The organism is Marilutibacter penaei (genome assembly GCF_014145395.1).
Classification (GTDB): Bacteria; Pseudomonadota; Gammaproteobacteria; order Xanthomonadales; family Xanthomonadaceae; genus Marilutibacter; species Marilutibacter penaei.
Window position 1 is genome coordinate 297,820 of the sequence record NZ_JACHTE010000001.1, and the last position, 21,110, is coordinate 318,929.

Annotated in this window: 19 protein-coding genes; 8 read left to right on the forward strand and 11 right to left on the reverse strand. The window is 69.7% G+C overall.

What is annotated here, in order from left to right; all coding sequences use genetic code 11:
* Nucleotides 1–37 precede the first annotated feature (37 nt).
* Both H4F99_RS01295 and H4F99_RS01300 read left to right on the forward strand, forming a co-directional pair.
* Nucleotides 38–754: an HAD family hydrolase gene (locus tag H4F99_RS01295; RefSeq protein WP_182667900.1), complete on the forward strand. Its 717-nt coding sequence runs from the start codon at nucleotides 38–40 to the stop codon at nucleotides 752–754.
* Nucleotides 751–2,127, forward strand: a complete 1,377-nt coding sequence (locus H4F99_RS01300) for a leucyl aminopeptidase family protein (RefSeq protein ID WP_182667901.1) — start codon at nucleotides 751–753, stop codon at nucleotides 2,125–2,127. Before H4F99_RS01295 ends, H4F99_RS01300 begins: the two co-directional genes overlap by 4 nt.
* 1 nt (nucleotide 2,128) lies before the next feature.
* Here H4F99_RS01300 and H4F99_RS01305 read toward each other — a convergent pair whose 3' ends face one another.
* From H4F99_RS01305 to H4F99_RS01320, 4 genes are read right to left on the reverse strand one after another with little or no spacing between them, the layout of a single operon-like run.
* On the reverse strand, nucleotides 2,129–2,731 hold the full coding sequence (locus tag H4F99_RS01305) for a response regulator transcription factor (protein ID WP_182668124.1): 603 nt from the start codon (nucleotides 2,729–2,731) through the stop codon (nucleotides 2,129–2,131).
* Nucleotides 2,732–2,765: 34 nt separating this feature from the next.
* A complete protein-coding gene (locus H4F99_RS01310; RefSeq protein WP_182667902.1) occupies nucleotides 2,766–3,983 on the reverse strand; it encodes a sensor histidine kinase in 1,218 nt (405 codons plus the stop codon).
* Between the two features lie 20 nt (nucleotides 3,984–4,003).
* Nucleotides 4,004–4,774 carry an ABC transporter permease gene (locus tag H4F99_RS01315; RefSeq protein WP_182667903.1) on the reverse strand — a complete coding sequence of 257 codons (771 nt, stop codon included), beginning with the start codon at nucleotides 4,772–4,774 and terminating at the stop codon, nucleotides 4,004–4,006.
* On the reverse strand, nucleotides 4,774–5,715 hold the full coding sequence (locus tag H4F99_RS01320) for an ABC transporter ATP-binding protein (protein ID WP_182667904.1): 942 nt from the start codon (nucleotides 5,713–5,715) through the stop codon (nucleotides 4,774–4,776). Before H4F99_RS01320 ends, H4F99_RS01315 begins: the two co-directional genes overlap by 1 nt.
* Before the next feature lie 160 nt (nucleotides 5,716–5,875).
* Here H4F99_RS01320 and H4F99_RS01325 point away from each other — a divergent pair, with 160 nt between their 5' ends.
* The 6 genes from H4F99_RS01325 (at nucleotide 5,876) to H4F99_RS01350 (ending at nucleotide 12,607) form a co-directional block, all read left to right on the forward strand.
* A complete protein-coding gene (locus H4F99_RS01325; protein WP_182667905.1) occupies nucleotides 5,876–6,820 on the forward strand; it encodes an SMP-30/gluconolactonase/LRE family protein in 945 nt (314 codons plus the stop codon).
* Nucleotides 6,821–6,940: 120 nt separating this feature from the next.
* Nucleotides 6,941–8,191: an efflux RND transporter periplasmic adaptor subunit gene (locus H4F99_RS01330; protein ID WP_182667906.1), complete on the forward strand. Its 1,251-nt coding sequence runs from the start codon at nucleotides 6,941–6,943 to the stop codon at nucleotides 8,189–8,191.
* Between the two features lie 109 nt (nucleotides 8,192–8,300).
* The gene (locus H4F99_RS01335) at nucleotides 8,301–8,993 is read left to right on the forward strand and encodes an ABC transporter ATP-binding protein (RefSeq protein WP_182667907.1); all 693 of its coding nucleotides are present in this window, start codon (nucleotides 8,301–8,303) and stop codon (nucleotides 8,991–8,993) included.
* Between the two features lie 21 nt (nucleotides 8,994–9,014).
* Nucleotides 9,015–10,172, forward strand: coding sequence for an ABC transporter permease (locus H4F99_RS01340; protein WP_182667908.1), 1,158 nt, complete (start codon nucleotides 9,015–9,017; stop codon nucleotides 10,170–10,172).
* Between the two features lie 21 nt (nucleotides 10,173–10,193).
* Nucleotides 10,194–11,510, forward strand: coding sequence for an ABC transporter permease (locus H4F99_RS01345; protein WP_425487979.1), 1,317 nt, complete (start codon nucleotides 10,194–10,196; stop codon nucleotides 11,508–11,510).
* An 80-nt stretch (nucleotides 11,511–11,590) separates the two neighbouring features.
* Nucleotides 11,591–12,607 (forward strand): alpha/beta hydrolase family protein, encoded by a 1,017-nt coding sequence (locus H4F99_RS01350; protein WP_182667910.1) that lies wholly within the window; start codon nucleotides 11,591–11,593, stop codon nucleotides 12,605–12,607.
* A gap of 243 nt (nucleotides 12,608–12,850) precedes the next feature.
* Here the strand turns inward: H4F99_RS01350 and H4F99_RS01355 are convergent, their stop codons facing one another.
* The 7 genes from H4F99_RS01355 to mltB form a co-directional block, all read right to left on the reverse strand.
* Nucleotides 12,851–15,049: a carboxy terminal-processing peptidase gene (locus tag H4F99_RS01355; RefSeq protein WP_182667911.1), complete on the reverse strand. Its 2,199-nt coding sequence runs from the start codon at nucleotides 15,047–15,049 to the stop codon at nucleotides 12,851–12,853.
* A 291-nt stretch (nucleotides 15,050–15,340) separates the two neighbouring features.
* On the reverse strand, nucleotides 15,341–16,348 hold the full coding sequence (gene lipA, locus H4F99_RS01360) for a lipoyl synthase (RefSeq protein ID WP_182667912.1): 1,008 nt from the start codon (nucleotides 16,346–16,348) through the stop codon (nucleotides 15,341–15,343).
* A gap of 27 nt (nucleotides 16,349–16,375) precedes the next feature.
* Nucleotides 16,376–17,083: a lipoyl(octanoyl) transferase LipB gene (lipB, locus tag H4F99_RS01365; RefSeq protein ID WP_425487980.1), complete on the reverse strand. Its 708-nt coding sequence runs from the start codon at nucleotides 17,081–17,083 to the stop codon at nucleotides 16,376–16,378.
* The gene (locus H4F99_RS01370; RefSeq protein ID WP_182667913.1) at nucleotides 17,071–17,349 is read right to left on the reverse strand and encodes a DUF493 family protein; all 279 of its coding nucleotides are present in this window, start codon (nucleotides 17,347–17,349) and stop codon (nucleotides 17,071–17,073) included. The genes lipB and H4F99_RS01370 overlap by 13 nt, the downstream gene beginning before the upstream one ends.
* On the reverse strand, nucleotides 17,350–18,579 hold the full coding sequence (locus tag H4F99_RS01375) for a D-alanyl-D-alanine carboxypeptidase family protein (RefSeq protein ID WP_182667914.1): 1,230 nt from the start codon (nucleotides 18,577–18,579) through the stop codon (nucleotides 17,350–17,352).
* Between the two features lie 78 nt (nucleotides 18,580–18,657).
* Entirely contained in the window at nucleotides 18,658–19,902 is a 1,245-nt protein-coding gene (locus tag H4F99_RS01380; RefSeq protein ID WP_182667915.1) for a septal ring lytic transglycosylase RlpA family protein, read from the reverse strand.
* Nucleotides 19,899–21,056 (reverse strand): lytic murein transglycosylase B, encoded by a 1,158-nt coding sequence (gene mltB, locus H4F99_RS01385; protein ID WP_182667916.1) that lies wholly within the window; start codon nucleotides 21,054–21,056, stop codon nucleotides 19,899–19,901. The genes H4F99_RS01380 and mltB overlap by 4 nt, the downstream gene beginning before the upstream one ends.
* Nucleotides 21,057–21,110: the final 54 nt, after the last annotated feature.

Here is a 21,110-nt window from a genome sequence, read left to right on the forward strand (position 1 = left end):
TCCGAGGGCTCGCCCCGGCGGCGGGTTAGAATGGGGCATGAGCTTCCGCGTCCGCGCGATCACCCTCGACCTCGACGACACGCTGTGGCCCTTCGCGCCGATCGGCGCGCGGGTCGAACGGACCCTGGACGACTGGCTGCGGCGGCATTGCCCGCGGACCGCGGACCGGTTTCCGATCCCGGCGATGCGCGCGCTGCGCGAGCAGGTGTTCGCCGAACACCCCGACCTTGCCCACGACTTCAGCCAGCTGCGCCGCCTGAGCCTGGTCCGGGCGATGCAGGCGTCGGGCGACGACATCGCCCACGCGGATGCCGCCTTCGAGGTGTTCCATGCCGAACGCAACCGGGTCGAGTTCTACCCGGACACCGAGGCCGCACTCGTGCGCCTGGCCGCCCGCCGGCCACTGGCCGCCTTGAGCAACGGCAATGCCGATCTCGCGACCATCGGCATCGACCGGCTGTTCGCGTTCCAGCTCGGCGCGCGCGAACACGGGGCTGCCAAGCCCCACCCGGGCATCTTCCACGCCGCGTGCGAGCGCCTGGGATGCGCGCCGGGCGACGTCCTGCATGTCGGGGACCACCCCGAGATGGACGTCGCCGGTGCCCACCGGGCCGGGATGCGCAGTGCCTGGTTGAACCGGACGGACGCCGCGTGGGATCGCACCGACCTCCGACCCGACCTCGAGTTCAGCTCCCTGGCCGCACTGGCCGACTGGCTGGACGCACACTCCGCCACGGAAACCGAAGCCGCATGAACCTGCCCGACGGATTCACCACCACCGCCCGCGACGCCCTGCCGCTGCATGTCGTCACCCGCCTGAGTTTCGTGGAGTGGCGGGCCCGCCAGCCCGCGCCGGTGCGCGCCTGGCTGGATGCGCAGGGCTTCGACGGCTCGCCCGGCACGGCCTGCACGCTGCCGCGCGCGGACGGTGCGATCGCATCCGGCCTGATCGCCGTCGAGGACACGCTGGACCCGTATGCGTACGGGCATGCCCCGTTCGCCCTGCCCGCGCGCCGCTGGCAGCTGGCCAGCGAGCTGGATGCGCCCGCGCGGGCCGCACTGGAGCTGGGCTGGGGCCTGGGCAGCTACCGCTTCACCCGCTACAAGGACGCGCCCCGCCCCGCCGCCCAGCTGGTGGTGGACGAAACCGGCGACGAGTCCCGCGACGTGCTGGCTGCGGTCGTCCGCGTGCGCGACATGGTCAATACGCCCACCGAACACATGGGGCCCCTGCAGCTGGAGGAGATCGCGCGCGAGATCGCCCAGGCTCACGGTGCGACGCTGGAAGTCATCAGCGGCGACGACCTGCTGACGCGAAACTTCCCGGCGATCCACGCGGTCGGCCGTGCCAGCCATCGCGCCCCGCGGCTGATCGGCCTGCACTGGGGCGACGATGAGTCGCTGCCGCGCGTGGCGATCGTCGGCAAGGGCGTGTGCTTCGACAGCGGCGGGCTCGACATCAAGCCCGCCGACGGCATGCGCAACATGAAGAAGGACATGGGCGGCGCCGCGCACGCGATCGCCCTGGCCGAACTGGTGATGGCCCGGAAACTGCCGGTGCGGCTGAGCCTGATCGTCCCGGCGGTGGAGAACAGCATCGGGCCGGAGTCGTTCCGCCCGGGCGAAGTGGTGGCGACCCGCCGCGGCATCAACGTGGAGATCGACAACACCGACGCCGAGGGCCGGGTGATCCTGTCCGACGCGCTGACCTATGCCGGCGAGCAGGCACCGGACCTGATCCTGGATTTCGCGACGCTGACCGGGGCCGCCCGCATTGCCTTGGGGCCGGACCTGCCGGCCCTGTTCTGCAACGACGAGGCGCTGGCGAACGATTGGCTGTCTGCCGGCGAGCGCCTGCGCGACCCGCTGTGGCGCATGCCGCTGTGGCGCCCGTACCTGCGCTACCTGACCAGCAACATCGCGGACATGGCCAATGCCGGCTCGAAGATGGCCGGCTCGGTCACCGCCGCGCTGTTCCTGGAGCGCTTCGTCCCGGACAACCGTCCATGGGCGCACCTCGATGTCTACGCATGGAGCGACAACGCCCGCCCGGGCCGTCCGGCCGGCGGCGAGGCGCTGGGCCTGCGCTCGGCGTTCGAGATGCTGAAGGGGCGGTTCGGCGGTTGAGTTACAGCAGGCCTTTCTGCCGGGCGAGCCGGTAGGCCTCGATGCGGTTGCTGACGCCCAGCTTGCCGATCGCCTCCGACAGGTAATTGCGCACCGTGCCCTGCGACAGGTTCAGGCGTGCCGCGATGTCGCCGGCCGACAGGCCATCGCCCGCCAGCCGCAACACCTGCCGCTCGCGCTCATTGAGCGGGTCGACATCGCCCCAGGCCTCCAGCGCCAGCTCCGGGTCGATCGCCCGGCCGCCCCCGTGCACGCGGCGCAGCGCATCGGCCAGCTGCTCCGCCGGGGCATCCTTCAGCAGGTAACCGGTGACGCCCGCCTCCAGCGCGCGCCGCAGGTAGCCGGCGCGGGCGAACGTGGTGACGATCACCACCCGCGTCGCCAGGCCATGGCGCTGGATGCGCTGCGCCAGTTCGAGGCCGGTGAGGCCCGGCATCTCGATATCGGTGACCAGCAGGTCGGGCGCGTGCGCCTGGACCGCACGCCAGGCCGCCTCGCCGTCGGCGACTGCATCGACGACTTCGATGTCGTCCTCCAGGCCGATCAGCGCCGACAGGGCGCCCCGCACCATCGCCTGGTCCTCGGCCAGCACCACGCGGATCATCGGCACCCCATCGCCCTCGCTCATGCCAGGGACGCTACCAGATGCGCCCGACGTGGCCCATGGCCGCCTCGGCCCGATCGCCCGCATCGGCTCCCGTCTGCGGCGCCGGCAGCGGCAGCACCACGTCGACGCGCGTGCCCTGCCCCCGCCGGGAGCTGATCGACAGGTGCCCGCCGACCGCCTCGATGCGCTCGCGCATCCCCGCGAGTCCGGTACCGGGCTCGATGTCGCTGCCGCGTCCATCGTCCTGCACGCCGAGGTGGACCGTGCCGGCCTCGTGCCACAGGCGCACCTCGACACGCCGCGCGCGCGCATGGCGCTGCACGTTGGTGACGGATTCGCGCAGGGCGAGTGCGAGCGCGGTCTCGTGGGCATCCGGCAACGGCGGCAGGTCGACGCGGTAGTCGAACGCGATCCCGTCGGTCTCGAGCAGCAGCCGCGAGGACGCCAGCTGCGCGGCGATCCCGGCCGCGCGGATGCCGGTCACCGCGCGCCGTACCTGTGACAGCGCCTCGCGCGCGACCCGGCTGACATCCTCGATCTCGCGTTGCGCGCCCCGTGGATCGCGCTCCACCAGCCGTGCCGCGAGGTCGGACTTCAAGGCCACCAGGGACAGGGTATGGCCCAGCAGGTCGTGCAGGTCGCGGCCGATCCGCTCGCGCTCCGCGGTGGCGGCCAGGCGCTTGACCTCATCGTGGCTCAGGCGCAGCGCCGCCTGCTTCTGCCGGTCGCGGTAGTAGAAGTGGTTGCCGAAGAACACCGAGCCGGCGATCAGGACCGTCAGGCCGAGAATGAACATCGGATAGCGGAGCAGGTGCAGCTCGACCGCGTACGCCGCCAACAGGACGACCATCGTCCCGAGCCGGACCCAGACCGGCGCCTGCCACGCCGGCAGGAAAGCGCAGGCATAGATGAGGTACGTGTTGGAGAAGCTGTTGGCCGGCTGCAGCGCGTACCCGAGGCCCGCGATCGCCAGGGTGGAGGCGACCTGGCGCAGGCCGTGCGTGCGATAGGCCTGGAAGTACAGCGGCAGGAACACGATCACGCTGGCGACCGTGGCCACCAGCACCCCGCCCCCGGCGTTCGCGCGCAACGCCCCGGCGCGGAAGCCGAACACCAGCGGGAGGAACAGGAACAGCAGGTAGGCGAGGCCGTAGAACGGCATCCACCCGTGGCCCAGGTGCTCCGGCACCAGCCGGCGGCGCACGCGCAGCGCCTGGCGCACCGTCGATTGCCACCACGTTCCCGACATCAGCCCTCCTCCCATGGCGGTCACCCGCGGCGTGCCAGTCGGCGCAGGGCCAGGCCCGCGAACACCGCGGTGAACACCACCAGCACCGCGACGTGCGGCCACGCGGGACCACCGGCATCGCGTCCGACCACGCCCAGCGCGACCTGCGCCAGATGATACGACGGCCATGCCGGGGCCAGGCGCGCGACGGCGTCGGGCAGGATCGACAGCGGCATCCACAGCCCGGACAGGAACGCCATCGGCAGGTAGACGAGGTTGACCACCGCCGGTGCGCCGTCACCGCCGACGCGACTGCCGATCCACAGGCCGATCGCGCAGAACGGCAGCACGCCGAGCACGTCGATCACGAACAGGGCCAGCCATTGCCCTGCCGACAGGTCCACCCCGCCGACGGTCGCGCCCAGCACCGCGAGCGTGACCGAGCAGATCGCCGCGAACAGCATGGCCGAGGCCATCTTGGCCCCGAGGTAGGCACCCGGCGGCATCGGCAATGCGCGCTTGAGGGTGAGCAGGCCGCGCTGGCGGTCAATCGCGACGTTGACGCCGAACCCGAACAGCCCGACGCCCATGACGCCGAACACGCCGTAGGTCGCCAGCAGGTAGGCCGCCACGTCGGCGCGGGCCCCGTCCCTGGAGGCGAGGACCACGCCGAAGAGCAGGTAGAACAATGGCGGGAACAGCAGGGTGGGCAGGGCGAACGAGGGCGTGCGCCACACGCGCAGGACCTCGCAGCGGGCTTCCAGCCACCACGCACGGGCAGGACTGTAATGGGCGGATTCCAAGGCATTCATCAGGCGGCCCTCCTGTCGGTTTCATCGATGGATGCACGGGCGGCGTCGCGGGCCTCCTCCCCGGTCAGCGCCAGGAACGCGTCGGCCAGGCCGGCGCGCTGGACTTCAAGCTCCGACAGCGCCGCATCCTCAGCGAGCAGGCGCTGGACGACCGGCTCCGCGGGTTCGGCCAGGATCTCGAGCCACGCGCCGTCGCGCTGCACCGACACGACGCCGGGCCAGGCCTGCACCGCCCCCTCGGCCAGCGCGGACAGGCAGCGGATGCGCCGCTGCCCGATGCGCGCACGCACCTCCGGGACGCTGCCCTCGGCCAGCACGCGCCCGCGGTCGATCACCACCACGCGGTCCGCGAGGGCTTCGGCCTCTTCCAGGTAATGGGTGGTCAGCAACACGGCGCAACCGTCGGCGACCAGCGCGCGCACCGCCTTCCACAGGCGTTGGCGGGCCTCGATGTCGAGACCGGTGGTGGGCTCGTCGAGGAACAGCAGCGCGGGGTCGCCGCAGATCGCCAGCGCAAACTGCACGCGGCGCTGCTGGCCGCCGCTGAGTTGCCCGTAGCGCCGGTCCATCAGGCCGTCCAGCCCCGCCAGCGCCACGCAGTCGGCCACGCTGCGGGGGGCCGGGTAGTAGCTGCGGGTGAGCGCCAGGAGTTCGCGGACCTTCAGCGCTTCCTGCACCCCCGCCGACTGCAGCATCACGCCGACACGGCGGCGGACCGCCAGCGCGCGCGGCGAACCGCCGAGCACCTCGACCCGGCCGGCATCCGCCGCCTGCAGGCCGAGCAACAGCCCGACCGCGGTGCTCTTGCCGGCCCCGTTCGGACCCAGCAGGGCGGTGACGCCGCCACGTGCCAGCGTCAGGTCGACACCCCGCAGGGCCACGGTGTTGCCGTATCGCATGTGCACGCCCGACAGGCAGGCGGCGTGGGGATTCGCGTTCATCACAGTGCTTCCCGTGGACATGCATCCAGCCTGCGGAACGCGCGTGGCCGCCGGCAGTGGCGGCTGACAGGCGTCGCGCATGACAGCTGTCATCCCGCCCCGACTTGGCCCGGCCCGCGACCGAGGTCACAATCAGAACATCGCACGCACAGGATCGGCCATGTCGTTTCGCCCTGCAGGATGCTTCGTCTCGTGCCGCCCGGCCGCACTGGCCACCGCGGTCCTGGTGGCCGCCAGTGCCTGTGCAGGCACGCCCCCCGCGCCGATACCTGCTGCATTCACCGCCTGGGACGTGGTCGGAGACGGCCGCTTCACGAGCGGTATCGAAGGCCCCGCGGTGGGTCCGGATGGCGCGCTGTACGCGGTCAACTTCGAGCGCGAGGGCACCATCGGCCGGGTCGAGATCGGCCCGGATGGGCGCGGCACCCCGGCCCTGTTCGTCGAACTACCCGCAGGCAGTACCGGCAACGGCATCCGCTTCGACGACCACGGCTTCATGTTCGTCGCCGACTATGCCGGCCACCACCTGCTGCGGGTGGATCCCGCCACGCGCGACGTGATCCCCTTCGCGGCGATGCCCGGCGCGCACCAGCCGAACGATCTCGCGCGCGCGCCGAATGGCATCTTCTACGCCAGCGACCCAGACTGGTCGACGGACAGCGGCCAGCTCTGGCGGGTCATGCCCGACGGCAGCGAGCAACTGCTCGAGTCCGGCATGGGCACCACCAACGGCATCGAAGTCAGCCCCGACGGGCGCCGGCTGTATGTCAACGAGAGCGTGCAGCGCCGCGTGTGGGTGTACGACATCGATACGAACGGCGACGTCGGCAACAAGCGCGAACTGGTCCGCTTCGACGACCACGGCCTCGACGGGATGCGCTGCGACGTCGACGGCAACCTGTACATCGCGCGCTACGGCGCAGGGGTGGTCGCGATCGTGTCGCCCAGCGGCGAGGTCCTGCACGAAGTGGCGCTGAAGGGCGAGAAGCCCACGAACGTCGCGTTCGGCGGTGAAGACGGCAGGACCGTCTTCGTGACGCTGCAGGACCGCGGCGCGATCGAGGCCTTCCGTGCCGAGATACCCGGGCGCGAAGCAGGCGGCTGAGCATCGCCACGGCGATCGCATGACAGCTGTCACTTGGCGCCCTCCCGTCCACCGCGCGATCCTGCCTGCCATCGCGGCGGGGCCGGTCACATCCCCTCGTCTTTTACGTCCCAGGAATCCATGAACGCATCCGCCGACCTCCTCAAGGAACTCCGCATCGACCGCACGTCGCCGCCACCTCCGGAATCGCGGCGCGGCCTGTGGGTCACCCTCGCCGTCATCGCCGTGGTGCTGGTCGCCGCGATCGCCGGCTGGTGGCTGTTCGGACGCGAGGCCGCGACCGAAGTGCGTACGACGCCGGCGGTCGCCATCGGCGGCGCGGGTGGCAGCCGCGCGACCTCGGTACTGGATGCGAGCGGCTACGTCGTGGCCCGTCGCATCGCCACGGTGTCGGCCAAGGTGACCGGCCGCGTGCGCGAAGTGCTGATCGAGGAAGGCCAGCGCGTCGAGGCGGGCGATGTCATGGCCCGCCTGGACCCGGTCGACGCCGACGCGCAGCAGGCCCTGGCCCGCTCGCAGCTGGAGGCGGCACGCAGCCAGATCAGCAGCATCCAGGCGCAGCTGACCGAAGCCGAGTCGAACGCGCAGCGCCTCACCGCGCTGGCCGGCCAGCAGCTCGTGTCGAAGGCGCAGCACGACCAGGCCATCGCGCAGCGCGATGCGCTCAGGGCGCAACTGTTGACCGCGCGACGCAACGCGACCGTGGCATCCGAGCAGGTGGACATCGCCGACATCGGCGTGGACAACACCATCGTCCGCGCGCCGTTCGGCGGCGTGGTGATCGCCAAGGCCGCGCAACCCGGCGAGATCATCTCGCCGCTGTCGGCCGGCGGCGGTTACACCCGCACCGGCATCGGCACCATCGTCGACATGGACTCGCTCGAGGTTGAAGTCGACGTCAACGAAGCCTTCATCGGCCGCGTGCAGCCGGGCATGCCGGTCGAGGTCACCCTCAATGCCTACCCGGACTGGAAAATCCCCGCCGACGTCATCGCGATCATCCCGGCCGCCGACCGCGGCAAGGCGACGGTCAAGGTGCGCATCGGCTTCAAGGAGAAGGATCCGCGCATCGTCCCGGACATGGGCGCGCGCGTGAGCTTCCTCGAGCAGGTTCAACCGGAGCAGGCCGACGCAGCGCCGATCGGCGTGCTGGTGCCCGGCGACAGCGTGGTCGAGCGCGAGGGCCTGCAGGTCGCCTTCGTGGTCAGCGACGACACCGCCCGCCAGCGCGCGGTGCAGGTCGGCCGCACGCTCGGCGACGACCTGGAGGTCACCGGTGGCCTGTCCGCCGGCGACCGGGTGGTGCTCTCGCCGCCCGACACGCTGGCCGACGGCGCGAAGGTGAATGTCGTCGAAGACACGGACAACTGAGGCCGGCGTCGAAAGCGCACCCGCGCGTTCGTCGCCAGCAGGCGGTGCCCCGGTCGGGGCCCGCCACCATCCACCGGGGCCAAGGCCCCATGCAAGCGAGGCAAGGGCAATGACGGCACTGGTTTCGATCCGCAACCTGACCAAGACGTACCAGCGCGGCCCGGAGAAGGTCGAGGTGCTGCATGGCATCGACCTGGAGATCCCGGACGGCGACTTCGTGTCGCTGATGGGGCCGTCCGGCTCGGGCAAGACCACCCTGCTCAACCTGATCGGCGGGCTGGACTCGCCCAGCGGCGGCGAGATCGAGGTCGAGGGCGAGCGCATCGACCGCATGAGCGGCGGCCAGCTGTCGAACTGGCGCAGCCAGAACGTCGGCTACGTGTTCCAGTTCTACAACCTGATGCCGACGCTGACCGCGCAGAAGAACGTCGAGCTGCCACTGCTGCTCACCCGGCTCAGTGCCGCCGACCGCAAGCGCCGCGCCGAGATCGCGTTGCAGCTGGTCGGCCTGGCGGACCGGGGCAAGCACAAGCCCAACGAGCTGTCGGGCGGCCAGCAGCAGCGCGTGGCGATCGCACGGGCGATCGTCTCCGACCCGCGCCTGCTGATCTGCGATGAACCGACCGGCGACCTCGACCGGCAGTCCGCCGAGGAGATCCTCGGCCTGTTGCAGCTGCTCAATCGCGAGCACGGCAAGACCATCGTGATGGTCACCCACGACCCGAAGGCCGCCGAATACGCCACCCACAGCCTGCACCTCGACAAGGGCACCCTGGTCGAGCAGGTCCGGAACGTCGCCTGACGGATCCCGAGGAGGACTGCCATGAAGTATCTCCACCTGATCTGGGCGGCGCTGTTCCGCAGCAAGCTGCGCACCGTCCTGACCCTGCTGTCGATCGCGGTCGCGTTCCTGCTGTTCGGCATGCTCGATTCCGTGCGCGTGGCCTTCAACGCCGGTGGCGCGGTGGCCGGTTACGACCGCATGGTCGTCGCCTCGAGGCTGTCGATCACCCAGATGTTGCCGGCGCGGCTGGAGTCTCAGATCGAAGGCGTGCCCGGCGTCAACCTGGCCGTTCGCGGCGCATGGTTCGGCGGCATCTACCAGGACCAGCGCAACTTCTTCCCGAACATGTCGGTCGGCGACGGCTTCTTCGAGATGTACCCGGAGTACGAGATCAGTCCCGCGCACCTCAAGGCCTTCGAAAGCACCCGCAACGGCGCGGTGGTCGGCGAGTCGCTGGCCGAGCGCCATGGTTGGAAGGTCGGCGACATGATCCCGCTGCAGGCGACGATCTTCCCCACGCAGGGCAGCAACGACTGGCAGTTCAAGCTGGTGGGTACCTATCGCCTGAAGGAGGTCAAGCGCAAGGGCGAGGAGAACGCACTGTACTTCCGCTGGGACTACTTCAACGAAGCCAACGACTACGTCAAGGACCGCGTCGGCTGGTGGATGGTCCAGCTGGACGACCCGTCGAAGTCCGACCAGGTCGCGCAGGCCATCGACGCACTCAGCGAGAACTCGGACCACGAGACCAAGACCCAGACCGAGCAGGCCTTCAACCAGGCCTTCATCAAGCAGTTCGCCGACATCGGCCTGATCGTCAGCGCGATCATGGGCGCCGTCTTCTTCACCCTGCTGTTGTTGACCGGCAACACGATGGCGCAGGCGGTGCGCGAGCGCATCCCGGAGCTGGCCGTGCTGAAGACCATCGGCTTCAGCGACCGCAGCGTGCTGTGGCTGGTGCTGTGCGAGGCGCTGTTGCTGTTGTTCATCGGCGGTGGGCTCGGCCTGCTGGTATCGGCGCTCCTGATGCCGGGCATCAGCGCGGCCAGCGGCGGCATCGTGCAGCTGCCGACCCTGCAGACCTCCACCTGGCTCACCGGCCTCGGCCTGATGGTGCTGATCGGCGTGCTGGTCGGCCTGCTGCCGGCCCTGCGCGCGAAGCGCCTGAACATCGTCGACGCGCTGGCCGGCCGCTGACCCCACTACGAGGACATGACCATGAACCGGATCAAGAAATGGCTGGGCAACATCGGCGTGGTGCTGGCGCTGCTCGCCGGCCTCGCCGTGTGGATCGTGCTGCCCTGGTGGGGTGTGCTGGCGCTGGCGGTACTGATCGGCCTCTGGCTGGCCTTCACCCGCAGCGGCCGGCTGGCGCGCGAGGCGACGAAGATCGGCATCGCCAGCCTGCCGCAACGCTGGGGGGCCTCGTCGGTGATCGTGATCGGCATCGCGGGGGTCGTCGGCGTATTGGTGGCGATGCTGGCGATGGGCGCCGGCTTCCAGAAGACGCTGAACCAGACCGGCCGGGACGATGCCGCCATCGTGCTGCGCGGCGGCTCGCAGGCCGAGACCAACTCGAACATCAGCCGCGAACAGGTGCCGCTGATCGCCAACCTCGACGGCATCGCCCGCGATCGCGAAGGCCGGCCGCTGGTGTCGCCGGAACTGTCGCAGGTGGTGAGCCTGGTGACGCGCGGCGACGGCACCGATGCGAACGCGCAGATGCGTGGTGTCGGCGAGGCGGGCTGGGCGGTGCGTCCGCAGGTGGAACTGGTCGAGGGACGCCGCTTCGAGAGCGGCAAGCGCGAGCTGGTGGTGGGCCAGGGCGCACGGTCGCAGTACGTGGGCCTCGACGTCGGCAACACGATCGAACTGGCCAACCAGGACTGGACCGTGGTCGGCGTGTTCGCCTCTGGCGACTCGCATGATTCCGAACTGTGGGCCGATGCGGAGACCGTGGCGACCACCTACCAGCGCGGCAGCTACCAGTCCGTCACCGTGCGCCTGACCGGTGCCGACGCACTGGCGACCTTCAAGGCCGGCATCGCCGCCGATCCGCAACTCAAGCTCGATGTGCTCAGTACGAAGGACTATTACAGCAAGCAGTCCGAGGGCCTGACCACGCTGATCGACGTACTGGGCAAGGTGATCGGCGGGATCATGGCCTTCGGCGCAGTGTTCGGCGCGCTCAATACCATGTATGCCGCGGTCGCGGGTCGCGCGCGCGAGATCGCCACGATGCGTGCAATCGGCTTCCGCGGCCTGCCGGTGGTGGTGGCGGTGATGCTGGAGACGATGCTGCTCGCCCTGCTCGGCGGCCTGCTTGGTGGCCTCGTCGCCTGGCTGCTGTTCAACAACTACAGCGTGTCGACGCTGGGCAGCAACTTCAGCCAGGTCATGTTCAAGTTCTCGGTATCGCCGGAGCTGCTGTGGAACGGCCTGAAGTGGGCGCTGGGCATCGGCCTCGTCGGCGGCCTGTTCCCGTCCCTCCGCGCCGCCCGGCTGCCGGTGACCGAGGCATTGCGCTCGGCGTGACAGCGCACAACGTTCGTTGGCGGGCCGCCTCACATACCCTGGGGCTGGCGTGTGCCATCGTTCTATCGGCCAGCGGCTGCATGTCGCTGGCCGAGCGGATGGTCACACCGCCTCGTCAAACCACGCTCCGATTCACTGGGGAACATACGTTGGCGGCAGTGGGTGTCAGCGAGGGGGTGACGACGACGCCCGACGGCGTCCGCATCCACTACCTCGCGCTTCCCCCCTTCGAATACGACACCCAAGCGGAATTCCGCCGAAGCCCGGAACGATACGGCCTGCGCTGGAACGTCCGAATGCCGCCCGACGGATCGAGTCCGCCGACACGGGGCACCGTCCTCTACCTGCACGGTTGGGGCGGGGATGCGTCGATGGTGCTTCCCTGGGCCATGGCGCTCGCCCGCCAGGGCTATCGGGGCCTCCTCCCGGACCTTCGCCACCATGGCGGCTCCGACGACGCGCCGCCCGGGTTCGGACCCAAGGAGGCCCAGGACCTCCTCCAACTGCTCCCCGAGTGGCGTGAAGCCGGGCTGGTGGAAGGGCCGCTTTACCTCTTCGGCATTTCCTATGGCGCAGCAACCGCGATCTTCACCGCCGCGCAGGCGGGCGGTCCTGATTCCGATGCGCCGGTCGCGGTGGTGGCCATCGCGCCTTTCGACAATGCCGCCACCGCGGTCGAGCGCTTCACTTCGCGCGCACTGACCGCCCGTTCCACACCCTGGTTCATGCGCGCACGCTACGGCGAGGCGGATATCCAGCGCGCGATCGACGAAGCCGGACAGCGGCTTGGTGTGGAACTGGCGTCCATCGACACCGCTGCCGCCGCGGGCACGACTGACCGCTGTCTGTTGCTGATCCATGGCGAACTGGACGAAACCGTTCCCCCCGGCAGTTCAGCCCGGATCGCAGACGCGGCACCGAACGCCCAGCTTCTGGCGCTTCCACTGGAGAACCACATGACGGTCGCCATGCGCTTCGACTGGCTGGCGCAGCCCATCGGACAATGGTTCGACGACGTGGCCGCTTCCGGGACATGCCCAGGGATCACGCTTCCGCCGGATCCCGCGAGCCAGCCGGGGGCAGCCGGCGAAGCCTGACCATCCACTAGGCCGAGGCCGTATCCGGACGCCCGTGGCGGTCGCCATGCGTGACTTTCCGAAACATGGATGTTTCGTAAAAGCCTACATGCACGTATTCACGGCGTGTCACGCATGGCGACCGCCACGGAAGTCCACCTGGAAGCCAGCATGCGCGACATGAAAAAGGGGACGGCCATACCGTCCCCTTTTTCATGTCGCGTCGATGTTCGCCGCCCCCGAACGGGCCCGGCAGGGCCAGGCTCAGTCCGCCCAGTGCCCCGGCTGGTTGGCCGTCGGCAGTACCTGCGCGGACAGCTGCTTGTCATCGCCGAGCAGGCGGATCGCGTCGGCCAGGATCGCCGCGGACTCGCGCAGCAGCGGATCGGGACGGTCTTCGGCCAGCTTCTCACGTTCGGTGTCGACCACGATGTCACGTTCGTTCGCGGACAGGCCGTCATCGGTCACGTCGGCCAGCGGATCGAGGTCGAGGCCCAGCGCCTTGCGCTCCTCCTGCCGGGCCTTGCGCTTGGCGACGTCACGGTCGCGCTCGGCGCGCCGCTCGGCCTCGTTCAAGGACACCGAAGTCTTCTCGCTCTCGGCCCGGTACTGGGCCACGTCCTCGGACCACCACTGGAACTCCCGGTCGGTGGCGATACGGGCCTCGTGCAGCGTCTCGAGCTTGGGCAGCAGCGGCTGGAAGTTGCCGTAGCGCACGTGCGGCACCGCGGCGATCTTGGTCCACGGCAACGCGTTGTCGTAGGTGCTTTCACCGAACTCGCTGGCATCGACGGAGGCCGGGAACGCGATGTCGGGCACCACGCCCCTGTTCTGGGTCGAACTGCCGCTGACCCGGAAGAACTGCGCAATGGTCAGCTTGACCTGCCCGAAGCGGGGCTCCTCGTTGGCCGGCCACCGGTCGAGGTCGAACAGGTTCTGCACGGTGCCCTTGCCGAAGGTGGTCTCGCCGATCACCAGGCCACGGCCGTAATCCTGGATCGCACCTGCGAAGATCTCCGACGCCGACGCCGAGCCCCGGTTGATCAGGACCGCCAGCGGGCCCTCCCAGGCGATGCCGCTGTCCTCGTCGCCGTTGACCGTCACGCGGCCGCCGGACTCCCGGACCTGCACGACCGGACCGCGGTCGATGAACAGGCCGGTCAGTTCGATCGCTTCGTTGAGCGAACCTCCGCCGTTGTTGCGCAGGTCCAGCACCACGCCGTCGACGCCGTCGCCGCGCAGTTCCGTCAGCAGCCGCGCCACGTCGCGCGTCGCCGAGGCATAGTCGTCGGCATTGCGGCGGCGGCCCTCGAAGTCCTGGTAGAAGCCCGGCAGTTCGATCACGCCGATGCGCTGCGCCGGCGCGCCCTCCAGCGCGGGAATCTGGATGACCTTCGACTTCGCGGCCTGGTCCTCGAGGCGCACGCGGTCGCGTACCAGCACCACGCGGCGCGGCGCGGTGTCCAGGCCCATCTCGACCGGGATCACGTCCAGGCGCACCTTGCTGCCCTTCTTGCCGCGGATCTTGGAGACCACGTCGTCGATGCGCCAACCGACCACGTCCTCCATGGCGCCACTCTCGCCCTGGCCGACGCCGACGATGCGGTCGCCGGGTTCGAGTACGCCCGACTTGCCGGCCGGGCCGCCCGCCACGATCTCGCGGATCGCGACCACGTCGTCCTGCTTCTGCAGGACCGCGCCGATGCCTTCCAGCGACAGGGACATCGACAGGTTGAAGTTGTCGGCCGAGCGCGGGGTCAGATAGTCGGTATGCGGGTCGATCGCATTGGTGTAGCTGTTGAGGAAGGTCTGGAAGACGTCCTCGCCCTTCAGCTCGGCGATGCCCTGGGACAGGTTCTCGTAGCGCTTGTCCAGCGTATCGCGGATGTCGTCGGCCTCCTTGCCGGCCATCCTCAGGCGCAGCCAGTCGTTGCGGACGGACTGGGTCCACAGGCGGTCGAGCTCGGCGCTGCTGGCCGCCCAGGGCGCGTCCTCGCGGTCGTATTCGTACCGGTCGTCGCCGGTGAAGTCGAACACGTCCTTGCCAAGCAGCGCGCGGGCAAAGGCCACGCGCTCGTTCACCCGCTTGCGGTAGGTGGCGAAGATCGCGTACGCGGGATCCAGCTCGCCGCTCTTCAGGGCATCGTCCAGGCGGAGTTTCCAGGCATCGAAACGCGCGATGTCCTCGGCGGTGAAGAACTGCTTGCCGCCGTCGAGCGCCTCGAGGTAACGGTCGTACATGTCGGCGGACAGCGCATCGTCCAACGCTTTCGGACGATAGGCATAACGGCTGTCCGACAGCAGGGTGGAGACGTGCCGCGCCGCGGTGACCTGGTCGCGGGTGGCGCTGCCCGGCACGGCGTCGCCGGTGGGCGCGACCGCGGTGGCGTCATCCGCCCAGGCCGAGCCGGCCAGCGGGGCACTGAGGAGCAGGGCAATCAGCAGGGTGTTCTTGGCAGTCATCGCGGACACTTCGGCGGCCGTTGCCGGCCTGATCTTCGTGGGGGCAGGGATCAGCCTGATACGGGCTGCGACCGTTTCACAGTGCCTAAAGTTGCATCGGCTGTCATCCGTGTAGCGCCGGAACGGTGCATTGCACCGACGTCCGGTTCAGCTGACGGATGGGCCAATGGCAGCAAGGCAAGGGCAGGAAGGCAAACGGAACGCAGGCCGGCTCGGGGTCAACTCCCAGGCATCATCCCACCCGCCACGGACAGCCAGGTGAAGGCCTCGACGTGGCGGACCAAGGCCCGTTCAGGCCGCGACACCCGCCTCCATCGCGGAACGGTCGGCGTGGTAGGACGAGCGCACCAGCGGGCCGGAGGCGACATGGCTGAAGCCCAGGGCCAGGCCGAATTCCTCCAGCGCCTTGAACTCCTCCGGCGTCCAGTAGCGCATCACCGGGTGGTGGTGCGGGCTGGGCTGCAGGTACTGGCCGATGGTGACCATGTCGACGTCGTGGGCGCGCAGGTCGCGCAGGGTCGCCTGCACCTGCTCCATCGTCTCGCCCAGCCCGAGCATGATCCCGGACTTGGTGGTCACCTCCGGGTGCTGCGCCTTGAACTTCTGCAGCAGGGTCAGCGACCACTGGTAATCGGCGCCCGGGCGGACGTTGCGGTACAGGTCCGGTACCGTCTCGATGTTGTGGTTGAACACGTCGGGCGGGTTCGTCGCGAGAATCTCCAGCGCGCGCTCCATGCGGCCGCGGCCACGGAAATCGGGCGTCAGCACTTCGATCTTCGTCGACGGGGTCTTCTCGCGGATCGCGGCGATGCAGTCGACGAAGTGCTGCGCACCGCCGTCGCGCAGGTCGTCGCGGTCGACGCTGGTCACCACCACGTAGCGCAGGCCCATGTCGGCGACGGTCCCGGCGAGCTTCGCCGGCTCGCCGGCATCCGGCGGCTTCGGCCGGCCATGCGCGACGTCGCAGAATGAACAGCGCCGCGTGCAGACCTCGCCCAGGATCATGAAGGTGGCGGTGCCATGGCCGAAGCATTCGTGGATGTTTGGGCAGCTGGCTTCCTCGCACACCGTCACCAGGCGGTTTTCGCGCAGCTTCTCCTTGAGCTTCTGCACGGCGTTACCGGACGGGATGCGCACGCGGATCCAGGAGGGCTTGCGCAGCACCGGCACGTCGGCGAACTGCACCGGGGAACGCGCGATCTTGTCGCCCGCGACCTGCTTCCGGCCGACTTCGAGCGTGGCCGGGGCGGGGCTGTCGCCGCTCACGACCGCGAGCGGGATGGTCTTGGAATCGGTCATGGCGGGGCGTGCGGAGCGAGGGGCGGGTCAGGCGGCCGGCAGGGCCGGCGCGGGAGCGGCTACGACGGTCAGTCCGAACAGGCGGGCCAAGTGCCCGATAAGCACCGGCTTGACCGCATCCGGTCCGGATGGGCCGCCCAAGTCTACCATCGAGGTCACCTGCAACCCCGCGTAGCCGCAGGGATTGATGCGCTGGAACGGCGCGAGGTCCATCGCGATGTTGAAGGCCAGGCCGTGGAAGGTGCAGCCATGGCGAACCCGGATGCCCAGCGCGCCGATCTTGGCATCGCCGACATAGACGCCCGGGGCGCCCTCGCGACGTGCGGCGCCGATGTTCCAGTCGGCCAGGGTGTCGATCATGGCCTGCTCGACCCGGCAGACGTAGTCCTTCACGCCGATCTTCAGCCGGCGCAGGTCCAGCAGCGGATACAGCACGATCTGGCCGGGGCCGTGGTAGGTCACCTGGCCGCCGCGGTCGACGTTGATCACCGGGATGTCGCCCGGCATCAGGACGTGCTCGGGCTTGCCGGCCTGGCCGAGGGTGAAGACGGGATCGTGCTCGACCAGCCACAGCTCGTCGGACGTCGTTTCGTCGCGGGCGTCGGTGAAGGCCTGCATGGCCCGCCACACCGGTTCGTAGGGCTGGCGGCCGAGGTCGCGCAGGCGCGCGGGCGGCACCGTCGAGGGGGCGCTCCCGTCGACCGGCTGCGCCGTCCGGCAGGTCACAGCGTCCACTTCACCTCGGGGTGGTCGCGCAGCACCTGGTGCGCCCGGTCGTACTGCTCGCGGCTCTCCGCCCGGAAGCGGATCCGCACCGACACGTACTTGCCGTTCGAGGAATGCTTCCACTGGACCGACTCGCTCTCGACGTCGATCCCCGCGTCCATCAGCAGCCGCGGCAATTCGCGTTCCAGGCCGGCGGTCGCCGCACCCATCGCGCTGAGCTCGAAATGGCCCGGGAACTGGAAGCCGTGATCGGGGTTGTCGGACTTGATCTCCATCTACTCACCCCACCACATCCAGAACTCGTCCCACAGGCGCTTGAAGAAGCCGGCCTGCTCGACCGCCTCCACCGCCACCAGCGGGCGCTGGGCGATGACCTTGTCGTCCAGCATCACCTTGACCGTGCCGATGGCCTGGCCCTTCTCGATCGGGGCGACGAGGCTGCTGGGCACGTCCATCATCGGCTTGAGCTGCTCGTAGCGGCCGCGCGGCACGGTGACCAGCAAGGGCTCGGCGACGCCCAGCTGGACCTCCTCGGCCTTGCCCTTCCAGGTGCGCTGGCTGGCCACGACCTGGCCGACGTCATAGAGCTTGTGGGTTTCGTAGAAACGGAAGCCCCAGTTCAGCAGCGCCTGGCTGTCGCTGGCGCGCTTGGCCTCCGAAGTCGAACCCATGACCACCGAGATCAGGCGCTGGTCGCCGCGCATCGCCGAGGCCATCAGGCAATAGCCCGCCGCCGACGTGTGCCCGGTCTTGATGCCATCGACGCTGTCGTCGCGCCACAGCAGCAGGTTGCGGTTGGGCTGGGTGATCGGACCGACGGTGTACTCCTTGATCGAGTTGTAGGAGTAGGCCTTGGGATGGTCGTGGATCAGGGCGCGGCCGAGCAGCGCCAGGTCGCGGGCGGTGGTGACGTGGCCCTCGTCCGGCAGGCCGGTCGCATTCATGAAGTTCGAGTTCTTCATGCCGATGCGCTGCGCATAGGTGTTCATCAGCGTGGCGAACGCCGCCTCGGTGCCGGCGACATGTTCGGCCAGGGCGATCGCGGCGTCGTTGCCCGACTGCACGACCATGCCCTTTTCCATCTCGAGCAACGGTGCCGTCTGGTTGACCTCGAAGCCCGAATAGCTGCCGTCGGTGCCGGCGCCGCCCTTGCGCCAGGCGTTCTCGGTCATCATCACCTGGTCGGTCTCGGCGACCTTGCCACCCGCCATCTCCGCGGCGATGACATAGCTGGTCATTACCTTGGTGATGCTGGCCGGCTCGACCGGCTGGTCGATGTTGTGGCCGGCCAGGACGTTGCCGCTCGCCGCATCCATCAGCACCCAGGCCGTGCCGGTGATCTCCGGCGCGGGCGGCACCGGCATGGCGTCGCTGGCAGGGGCCTGCGCCGGGGCGGGGGCCGGCTGCGCGGGCTGCGGCTGCGGGGTCTGAGCGAAGGCCAGGCCGATGGCGACGGTGGTGAGGGTGGCGAGCGCGACGGCCTTGGCGGTGGCGGGAATCTTCATCGGTACAGCGTGCTCCGGGCGGGCCGGGAAACGGCCTCTGTCAGTCAATGGAAGGAAAGGTGGATTGCGTCGGCGCGCTTACTCGCGCACGGTCTGCGGCGGTCCGAAGCCGAGACCGACCAGGCGGGCCGAGAGTTCCGACACCGCGGCCTCGGCCAGGGGCCCCACCCTCAGGCGCCAGACCGGACGGCCGTTGGACTGGCCATCGAGCACCTGCGCGCCATCGATGCCGGCCTGGCGGAGGAGGCCCAGCGCACGGTCGGCATTGTCGCGGGCGGAAAAACTGGCGACCTGCAGGGTGACACCGGCGGGCGTGCCGGCGACCCTGGGGGCGGCCGTCGGTAGCGCTGCTGCCGTCACCGCGGGCGGGGTCACCGCAGGCGGGGTTGTGGTGGCGATCGTGGTGGCCGAAGCGGTCGTCGTCGCTGGCCGGCCCGTCGCGACCCGCAGGTCGCGTGCCTTCATCCACGCGTCGAACTCATCGGCACTCATGGTCTGTTGCCCCGCGCGCATCTCGAAGCGCTGGACCGACGGTGCGCCCGTCGCGGCAACGGAGGCGGCGGGCGAGGCCACGGTGTCGGCGGGGATGCTGGCCACCAGCCGGTCCATCGCACTCGGTGCAGCGGCGGGCGGCGGTGACGCGGCCTGCGCCAGCACCGGCGCATCGTCCTCCTCACCGGGCCTCAGCGCGCGCACTTCGACCCGTGCGGTCCCGCGGCGGACGACATCCAGCTTCACCGCGGCAGCGTAGCTCAGGTCGATCACCCTGCCCTCGTGGAACGGGCCGCGGTCGTTGACCCGCACCACCACCGACCTGCCGTTCTCGAGGTTGGTCACCCGCGCGAAGCTGGGCAGTGGCAGGTTCTTGTGCGCGGCGGTGAAGGCATACATGTCGTAGACCTCCATGTTGGAGGTCCGCCGGCCGTGGAACTTCTGCCCGTAGTAGGAGGCCAGGCCCTGTTCGACGAATCCGTCGTGGTCGTCGAGCACCTGGTACTGCTTTCCCAGCACCGTGTAGGTGGGACGGTTGCCCACGGCCGAGCGCGGCAGGTCGACCACTTCGGGTTCGGGTATCGCATCGACGTCCGGCACGTAGTCGGGCGTGCTGTCCGCCACCCCGGGCCGGTACAGGCCACCCGCGGTGTAGTGGCCCCGGGTGTTCGGGTCTTCCTGCGCGGGTGCGTAGGGGGAGACCCGGCGGCCACTGGTGGCGCGCGGCGGCGGCGCAGCGGCGGTCCCGGTCGACTGCGGCTCGGGGCGGGTCGGCGCGCCGGCACAGGCGGCCAGGCCGAGCACCATCGCGGCCGCCAGCGCCTGCCTCATGCCCCGGGCGTCTCCACCGCTCCGCGCGATGCCAGCGGGTTCTCCCGACCGGCGATCGCTTCGGACAGCTGGTAGACGGCCATCGCGTAGTGCTTGGAGATGTTGTAACGGGTGATCGCGTAGAAGTTGCGGAAGCCCAGCCAGTACTCCTTGCCGCCAACGCCATCGAGATTCAGCGGCACCGCGTGCTCGGCCGGATCGACCGGCGTGGCCGGCCGGTAACCGTGTCCCGCCAGGTCGGCCTGGCTGTAGACCGGCTCAAGGCCCTCGGGTTCGAAATCGGGCGTGCCCGGATCGCGTGTCGCACGCACCGTGACCGGACCGCCGCGCACCCATCCGCCCTTCTCGACGAAATAGTTGGCGATCGAGGCGAACACGTCGGCGGTGCTGTTGAACAGGTCGCGTTTGCCGTCGCCATTGCCGTCCACCGCGTATTCGCGATAGCTGGACGGCATGAACTGGCCCCAGCCCATCGCGCCGGCATAGCTGCCCTTCAGCTGCGTGATGTCGAGGCCGGTCTCCTTCTCCAGCGCGAACAACTGGGCGAGCTCGCCGCGGAAGAACGTCTCGCGGCGGTCCTCGCGCTCGGCCTTGGCCGGGTCACCGGTGCGTGGATAGAAGAACGCCAGCGTGTACAGGGCATCCAGCACGGGATAGCTGCCGGTATTGCGCCCGTAGCTGGTCTCCACGCCAATGATCGAGACGATGACCTCGGCGGGCACGCCGTACTGCGCCTCGACCTTCGCCAGCGCGTCGCGATGCTGCGCGAGGAACGCCTGGCCACCGTCGATGCGGGCCTGGCTGATGAAGATCGGCCGGTACTCGCTCCACGGCTTGGCTTCGGCGGGGCGCGACATCGCGTTGATGATGCTGTCGCGCTTCTCGGCCTGCGCCAGCACCGAGGCGATATGGGCGCTGTCGACGCCGTATTCCGCCGCGGTGTCGCGGATGAACTTCGCCCGGGCCTGGTCCAGCGGCAGCCGTTCGTGCGCGTCCGGCAAGGCCGGCGTGCCCGGGGTCGGCGCCACGCTGGTGGCGGGTTTCGGGGTGGCGGGAGCGACCTCGGTCGCCTGTGCGAGGGCCGGCGGTGCGGCGGCCGCAGCCAGCGCGGCGATCGCGCAGGCGAGGGCGGCGTGGACGGTTCGGGTAGCCATTGCGGCGAGGTTAACACGCGTGTCCCCGCGCCTGTGCGCGCATTCGACGGCACC

Excerpts from the sequence above, each read along its gene's own strand:
- H4F99_RS01380 (WP_182667915.1), bottom strand. The coding sequence starts at position 19,902 with ATGAGGCAGGCGCTGGCGGCCGCGATGGTGCTCGGCCTGGCCGCCTGT.
- H4F99_RS01295 (WP_182667900.1), top strand. The coding sequence starts at position 38 with ATGAGCTTCCGCGTCCGCGCGATCACCCTCGACCTCGACGACACGCTG.
- H4F99_RS01350 (WP_182667910.1), top strand. The coding sequence starts at position 11,591 with ATGTCGCTGGCCGAGCGGATGGTCACACCGCCTCGTCAAACCACGCTC.
- H4F99_RS01300 (WP_182667901.1), top strand. The coding sequence starts at position 751 with ATGAACCTGCCCGACGGATTCACCACCACCGCCCGCGACGCCCTGCCG.
- H4F99_RS01320 (WP_182667904.1), bottom strand. The coding sequence starts at position 5,715 with ATGAACGCGAATCCCCACGCCGCCTGCCTGTCGGGCGTGCACATGCGA.
- lipA (WP_182667912.1), bottom strand. The coding sequence starts at position 16,348 with ATGACCGATTCCAAGACCATCCCGCTCGCGGTCGTGAGCGGCGACAGC.
- H4F99_RS01375 (WP_182667914.1), bottom strand. The coding sequence starts at position 18,579 with ATGAAGATTCCCGCCACCGCCAAGGCCGTCGCGCTCGCCACCCTCACC.
- H4F99_RS01330 (WP_182667906.1), top strand. The coding sequence starts at position 6,941 with ATGAACGCATCCGCCGACCTCCTCAAGGAACTCCGCATCGACCGCACG.
- H4F99_RS01325 (WP_182667905.1), top strand. The coding sequence starts at position 5,876 with ATGTCGTTTCGCCCTGCAGGATGCTTCGTCTCGTGCCGCCCGGCCGCA.
- H4F99_RS01355 (WP_182667911.1), bottom strand. The coding sequence starts at position 15,049 with ATGACTGCCAAGAACACCCTGCTGATTGCCCTGCTCCTCAGTGCCCCG.
- H4F99_RS01310 (WP_182667902.1), bottom strand. The coding sequence starts at position 3,983 with ATGTCGGGAACGTGGTGGCAATCGACGGTGCGCCAGGCGCTGCGCGTG.
- H4F99_RS01345 (WP_425487979.1), top strand. The coding sequence starts at position 10,194 with ATGAACCGGATCAAGAAATGGCTGGGCAACATCGGCGTGGTGCTGGCG.
- H4F99_RS01340 (WP_182667908.1), top strand. The coding sequence starts at position 9,015 with ATGAAGTATCTCCACCTGATCTGGGCGGCGCTGTTCCGCAGCAAGCTG.
- H4F99_RS01370 (WP_182667913.1), bottom strand. The coding sequence starts at position 17,349 with ATGGAGATCAAGTCCGACAACCCCGATCACGGCTTCCAGTTCCCGGGC.
- mltB (WP_182667916.1), bottom strand. The coding sequence starts at position 21,056 with ATGGCTACCCGAACCGTCCACGCCGCCCTCGCCTGCGCGATCGCCGCG.
- H4F99_RS01335 (WP_182667907.1), top strand. The coding sequence starts at position 8,301 with ATGACGGCACTGGTTTCGATCCGCAACCTGACCAAGACGTACCAGCGC.
- H4F99_RS01315 (WP_182667903.1), bottom strand. The coding sequence starts at position 4,774 with ATGAATGCCTTGGAATCCGCCCATTACAGTCCTGCCCGTGCGTGGTGG.
- H4F99_RS01305 (WP_182668124.1), bottom strand. The coding sequence starts at position 2,731 with ATGATCCGCGTGGTGCTGGCCGAGGACCAGGCGATGGTGCGGGGCGCC.